The organism is Bartonella sp. AP11XZML (assembly GCF_042196445.1).
Classification (GTDB): Bacteria; Pseudomonadota; Alphaproteobacteria; order Rhizobiales; family Rhizobiaceae; genus Bartonella.
On the sequence record NZ_JBHIQF010000012.1, the window covers coordinates 1 to 6,132 of the forward strand.

The following is a 6,132-nucleotide window of genomic DNA, read 5'->3' on the forward strand; positions in this document are numbered from 1 at the left end:
AAACGCTTGTTCTTGCCCCTGGGCAGCGGGAACTTATTCCAACAGGTCTCATTTTTCATTTATCTCTTGGGTTTGAAGCACGCATCCGTCCACGCTCTGGCTTAGCCTTAAAACACGGCATCACATGCCTCAACACTACAGGAACGATTGAGTGTGACTATCCGGAAGTGAAGTCAAACTCCTTCTTATCAATTTAGGCCAAGAAGACTTTTCAATCCAACGGGGCATGCGCGCCATTGCCCAAACAGTCATTGCCCCTGTATCCCAAGTTAATGTNCCAAGAAGACTTTTCAATCCAACGGGGCATGCGCGCCATTGCCCAAACAGTCATTGCCCCTGTATCCCAAGTTAATGTTTGCGCCATTGAACCAGAGCAAAATACCCAAAGCCATAACGAGAGCCGTGGAACAGGAGGTTTTGGTTCAACGGGACACACTTAAGAAGCTCTGAAAAATCGCTACTCTCAAAATAACACACATACTTATTCCAACCACTCTTTCACTGGAAATTCTTTGAGCTTTTAAAATGCAGAGGGAATGCGCATTTGCTTTCAAAGTTTTTTCACTAAACGCCCCTCTAAACAAGCATCTCTCAATTACGTCTCGTGCGCTATACAAAACTTCATTATCACCAGATACCCCTCCCCCATAACAAAAACATTGGCATTAAACATTGAGAGCTCACACACCGCTGGTAATGTCGACAATCTATACATCATATTGATTTATAATAATAATGAATTGTCTTGTAACTTAAATGAGAAATCTCAATACTGTAAGATTGTTTCATGGCAAGCCTATTTATATTAAATCAATCAAAAGCATGTTTCTCACATTCCAAACGTGGCTAGCACGCAGATAAAAACTGAAAAAATGCCTACAATGAATAGCACTATCACAACATTGGGAAAAAAATATAAATACGATAATGGTGCTCGCTTGCTCTTTTGTTAAGCATAAAGATGGTGATGTTTGATAGGTTTTTTGATTATGTTACGGGGGCTTTACCGTTATACCATTTATGAACACCGCCGCAAAAAAGGCTTTAAGATGTATTAAGACACACAACAATCGCCTCTGCTGTTTTTTTGATCGCACCTCTTGCGGCAAGATGAGTAGAGTTTAATCCTAGAAAAACCGATTCAATATATGAACCCCCTGCATAATATCAAACCCCTACGTAATATCAAACCCATGCGTATTTGGTTTAATAAATCCACGGAACCCTCATCAATTTCACTCTACGACTTTGAGTAATATGCTTTGCTTCCTGCAACAAAGGCTGTTTTTTATCACTGATCAGAGACATCGGCTGGAATATTAGCGTTTCCCGCAGGGCTCGTTGTTACGGCATCCACACGCCCCACAACGTTACCACCCGCTCCATCGACAGCAGCATCCGCTACCCCTGTTGTTTTATTATTGATCTCACCTCTTGAAACAAGATTGGTAGAGTTTTGCAATCCTACAAGACCGATTTTATGATATCCAGCCATGCGTATTTGATTTAATAAATCGATGACAGTACCATAATCAATTTCGCTATCCGCTTTGATTAAAATTTTTGCCTCTAAATTTTGTGTAGTTTCCCTCAACAAAGCTTCTCTCAAAGCTGCTTGTTCTACAAGATGATCACCAATGTAAAGAGAACGATCTTTTTGCAACGTAACATAAAGAGGTTCATCAGACTGAACCACTGAAGGTGCTTGAGTTATAGAAGGAAGCTGAACGGAAATGGCAGATGTTGCCAAAGGCGCTGCAACCATAAAAACAATAAGCAACACCAATACAACATCAATAAAAGGGGTCACATTGATTTCACTTTGCAACCCACTCTCGTCTATATCCCAATCATTATTAAGGCTTGCTTTCATTTTTTATGACTTTTCTGTTGTCTTTGCCTATCAAGTTCACGGCTCAAGAGCCTTTCAAGAGCAGCAGCGATATCGCCTAAATCACTGCGATAACCACTCAAAGCACGCATAAGGCTATTATACATAACAACGGCGGGAATAGCCACAAAAAGCCCAACAGCCGTTGCGAATAAAGCTTCAGCAATTCCAGGCGCCACCACATCAAGTCGCGTTGTTTGAGACTGAGCAATCCCAATAAAAGAGTTCATAATTCCCCAAACAGTTGCAAAAAGACCAACAAAAGGAGCAATTGCGCCAATAGTTGCAAGAACAGCACTTCCACATGCAACACGGCGTGTAGCAGCCAGCAAGCAGCGTGACAAAAGTGAATGAACCCTTTCTTTTAAACCTTCATGAACATCGCGAACCCTAGCATCGCGAACATCGCGGGAAACATCTTCATATTGATTGCTCTCCTCATAAAAGAGAATATCTTCAATCGTTTGTGCATTTTCCCCTGTACTGGTTTTTTCACCAGAGCTTTCGTTTATCCCTTCAGGAGCAGAAAAATGAACCTGTTGTGCAGAAAGATACACCTCTTTAAGGACTTCTTTGAGAAAAAATACACCAGCCCCTTTGCTTTCTTTCAAGCTAGCTGCCAAACGCGTAAGAGTCTGAGCATTTAGAACCAATTGAAGTTCATGACGTACTCTTCGTTTTACCAAAGTGATCTCGACAATTTTCACAAAAGCAATTGTCCAAGACACAAGTGAAGCAAGTAACAAAATAATGATAACCGCTTTTACCACCCAATCAGCAGCCATAAACATAGAAAAAGGAGAAAAATCATGCACTGTCAATACAGCAGACATATTATCTAAAGGGACTGTTTTATCTAAAGGGACTGTTTCAGATTCCATTTTTATCTCACATTCTTGTGCTCTTATCTTTATTTATGAGCTGGATCGTCACCCCGCATAGCATCACTGTTCCAAAATGCCACTACCCTTTTAACATCACTTGTGTATTCCTCTTAAGAAAGAAAACTTGATAAATCAAGTATAGTTTTATTTCACAAGCTCTCTCTTAATTCTAAAGAAATTACTCAAGAAATTTTTCTCTAACAATTCAACAAGTTTATCTTACCCAATCAATTTATTGCATAAATTAGGCAAAATGATAAACTTACAAGAAGTATCGCATATAATATTTTAATTTATAAGAATAATTTATCATCGTTCCTGTTAAATAAATCTCTCATATCGCAAAGCTTTTCTCATTTCTGCGGCTCTTTTGAAGCCAACAAAATATTTTCTTACATGAAACAAGCAGCAAAAATATCATAAAATCCTCGGAGAAAAGGATATGCACTTCTCTAACAACCAGTGCACTAAAGTACCTCTCCTATCCTAAAATAAAAATATACCTTACGTTTTAAAAAAAGAACTATCGCAATATCTTAAACTGACCAAAAGTATCATGGGCAGCGCGTGTTGCCCCCAAATACATAGAGAGCAAAGAGCCGCAATATTATTTTCTTTTTCTTTGCTGCAAAAGTATAAAAATGACAGTACTTCTGCCGCAAAATCGCAACAACAATGTTTTTTAGCTGTCACAAGCTTAAAAAATAAGCCTCAGCACACTTTTAAAAAACTTTTATAAAAAAACTGCGCCACGAGAAACTGAAGAATGGTGCTAAATTGCTGCAAAAGCATAAGGCAATTCTCAACAGATGCGACCCTTTACAGACAAAGCATATCGTATAGGAAAGATTTATTTTATCAAAAACAATTTTAAATTCGACAAAATGAAAGGAACCAAAAAAAGCTTTTGGCGTTACTGAAGCAGTGAAAATTTTCACTCCAATGCAAATGATCACTATGAACACACCAATACAAATATAATGAATCAAGAGGGAAAAATACCATGGCCCATAATAAAACAACACAGCACGATAAATCAGCCGTAGAAAAAGACCAACAAAAAGACCTACAAGGACAATTAGAAAAGTTACGCACTGAAATTTCAGGGATTACCTCAACCCTAACAGATCTTGGTGCAAACAAATTCAACGCCGCCAAAGACAAAGCGGAAAAACTATATCACTCAGCGAAAGAAAGTGGTGAAGACATGATGTCTCAAGCAAAAGATAAAATCAGTGATCTTGAACAAACTCTGAATCAATGCGTTCGCAAAAATCCTGGCAAAAGCGTTTTGTTTGCCGCAGGGGTTGGTTTTATTCTTTCTCAATTACTGCGTCGTTAAGCAATGCATAAGTTTATCGCGCCTCTTTTAAACCATCTTGTCGGTGGAGGGCTTAAAAGCACAGTCAAGCAAGTACGCCTTCAAGCAATTTTCTATGGGTTTATTAGCATTTCATTCTTCATGTCTTTGCTTTTTTTATGTACCATCGGTTTTATTGCGTTATGTTCTGTTATGAAGCCTCTTGCTGCCGCTAGTATCATGTTTTTAATTTGTCTTTCTCTTGCGGGATTAGGTCTTATTATCAGTCGCGTTCTCAAAACTTATCAACGCTATGACCAACAAAAAAAGACAGAAGAACAACGCCACAAACTCATGACAGATGCGACTGTTTCCAGTCTTGCCGCTCTCAGTCAACATCTCCCTTTTGCCAAATTGGGTGTTCCCATTCTCGGACTTGCAACTTATTTTTTGTGGAAAAAAGATAAAAAAGACCGCTTTTCAGAGTAAAATATGTAAAGCTGTCACTCTAAATCCCCCCTTAATGTGCTTTCTTTTATAACAAAAGAAAGCACATTTTTTTCCTCATAGTCTCTTTAGCTTCTCCAAGTGCCTGAAAAAATCCCCTTCATTTTGCTAAAAATTCCATAGAACCGCTACACTCTCTTTCAGATTGCAACCCATATTTCATGAACATAGCAACATGAGGCAAAGCTTGCATTAAAAGTTCTGGTTTGATTTGAAGCAATTGATTGTTTTTTGAAGGCAAGGTATTTTCAGTTTTACCTTTCCTCTATATTTTCATAAGCCTTTTTTCATGACCAAAGGTCACATCAGTAGTTTGCGTGTGTTCATATTTTTCTGAACACTCATGTTTGTTACAATGACTATTTTGTTTAGGGGAAGGAAACGCGCTCTCCCATAGCGCTATAGTAAACAACCTATAGGATATTTTAAACACAACAATTTTCCATAACGAGCGTTGTCCACCAAGGACTGCGTGGATTATCATTAACTTTTTTCTGATAAGATTTGCAGTAGAATATTGTCTTGACTTTTAAATAGCGCTTGAGAGAACGCTTTATTAATAATGGTCAATATTAATTATGGTCAATGGGATTATAGCTTCCATGATCTCTTCGCCAATCTTCTGGTTGTTGAAATTGGCTCGACCATAAACCGTTTTGTGCTTTTTGAGCAGCAGATTGTAGAGTTTTATAGTCTGCGGGGGATGGAAAATGATGCTGATCTTTTGTCAACACCATCAACCCTTCTGCCAGCCCCAACCGCGCCAGATCAACCCCATCTACAAAACATTGTGCATAATGAACCTGTTGAACGACACGTGCTTGCCGACAAGTAACCTTTTTATCAATTGTTTTTGAAACAAGCCAAGCCGTAACAAAAGCGCCGCAAGGCCACTTAACTCCGTTGCGTGAGGCAAATTGTCGTGTTTCACAGCTTTCCACACCATATAAGCGGATATCACGGATAATCTTTTTTCTCCATCCATCATCTACAAGCGTGATCATTTTAAAGGTCACACCACTTGTGACCTGTATAGCACCGGAATAGACCGGCACATTTTCTTCATAAAATTGTGATGCGATTGGTTCTGAATGCAACACCACATTTTGTTGGCTTGCGTCTTGTTGGTTTGCATAATCTATCAATTGTGACTTCGGATTTTGAACGGGGTTTTCTATTGTCTTTTCTGATCCTTCAAAAAGAGAAAATTGCATAATATTTTCAGTATGTTGACTGAAATAAAAGTATCCTAAAATAATAATACAAATTAAGACAATATATTTAGGCGCTGCTCGAAGATATTTTAAAAGTATCATTTTGAATATTACTATATTTTTTGTTCATTAAATAATAAAAGATTAAATATTATTAATTTATCGATAGAAAAATTTATTTTTTTCATTTATATGATTACCGATTAATATTTTGAATATTAATTTTGTGATTAACTTAAACATAAAGCGGGGGAATTTTCATGAAAAACATGAATAATTCATTCAGTTGTGAACACATCTTACCAAAAACTACTCTACCCAACACACAAAAGAAAT

At 37.9% G+C, this 6,132-nt stretch carries 5 protein-coding genes and 1 pseudogene; 3 read left to right on the top strand and 3 right to left on the bottom strand.

The annotated features are described in order from the left end of the window. Positions 1–440 (top strand): annotated as a pseudogene (gene dut / locus ACFIMG_RS00695) (dUTP diphosphatase); the annotation flags it as partial. An 851-nt stretch (positions 441–1,291) separates the two neighbouring features. Here dut and ACFIMG_RS00700 read toward each other — a convergent pair. Both ACFIMG_RS00700 and ACFIMG_RS00705 read right to left on the bottom strand, forming a co-directional pair. Then, positions 1,292–1,873, bottom strand: a complete 582-nt coding sequence (locus ACFIMG_RS00700; protein ID WP_375678788.1) for a biopolymer transporter ExbD — start codon at positions 1,871–1,873, stop codon at positions 1,292–1,294. Then, the gene (locus ACFIMG_RS00705; RefSeq protein WP_375678789.1) at positions 1,870–2,772 is read right to left on the bottom strand and encodes a MotA/TolQ/ExbB proton channel family protein; all 903 of its coding nucleotides are present in this window, start codon (positions 2,770–2,772) and stop codon (positions 1,870–1,872) included. The genes ACFIMG_RS00700 and ACFIMG_RS00705 overlap by 4 nt, the downstream gene beginning before the upstream one ends. Before the next feature lie 1,006 nt (positions 2,773–3,778). On the opposite strand from ACFIMG_RS00705, the gene ACFIMG_RS00710 reads away from it, so the two are divergent. Continuing rightward, entirely contained in the window at positions 3,779–4,117 is a 339-nt protein-coding gene (locus tag ACFIMG_RS00710; RefSeq protein WP_375678790.1) for a YqjD family protein, read from the top strand. Between the two features lie 3 nt (positions 4,118–4,120). Next, on the top strand, positions 4,121–4,564 hold the full coding sequence (locus ACFIMG_RS00715) for a hypothetical protein (protein ID WP_375631986.1): 444 nt from the start codon (positions 4,121–4,123) through the stop codon (positions 4,562–4,564). 590 nt (positions 4,565–5,154) lie between these two features. Here the strand turns inward: ACFIMG_RS00715 and ACFIMG_RS00720 are convergent. Continuing rightward, a complete protein-coding gene (locus ACFIMG_RS00720) occupies positions 5,155–5,898 on the bottom strand; it encodes a nuclease (protein ID WP_375678791.1) in 744 nt (247 codons plus the stop codon). Between the last annotated feature and the right edge of the window lie 234 nt (positions 5,899–6,132).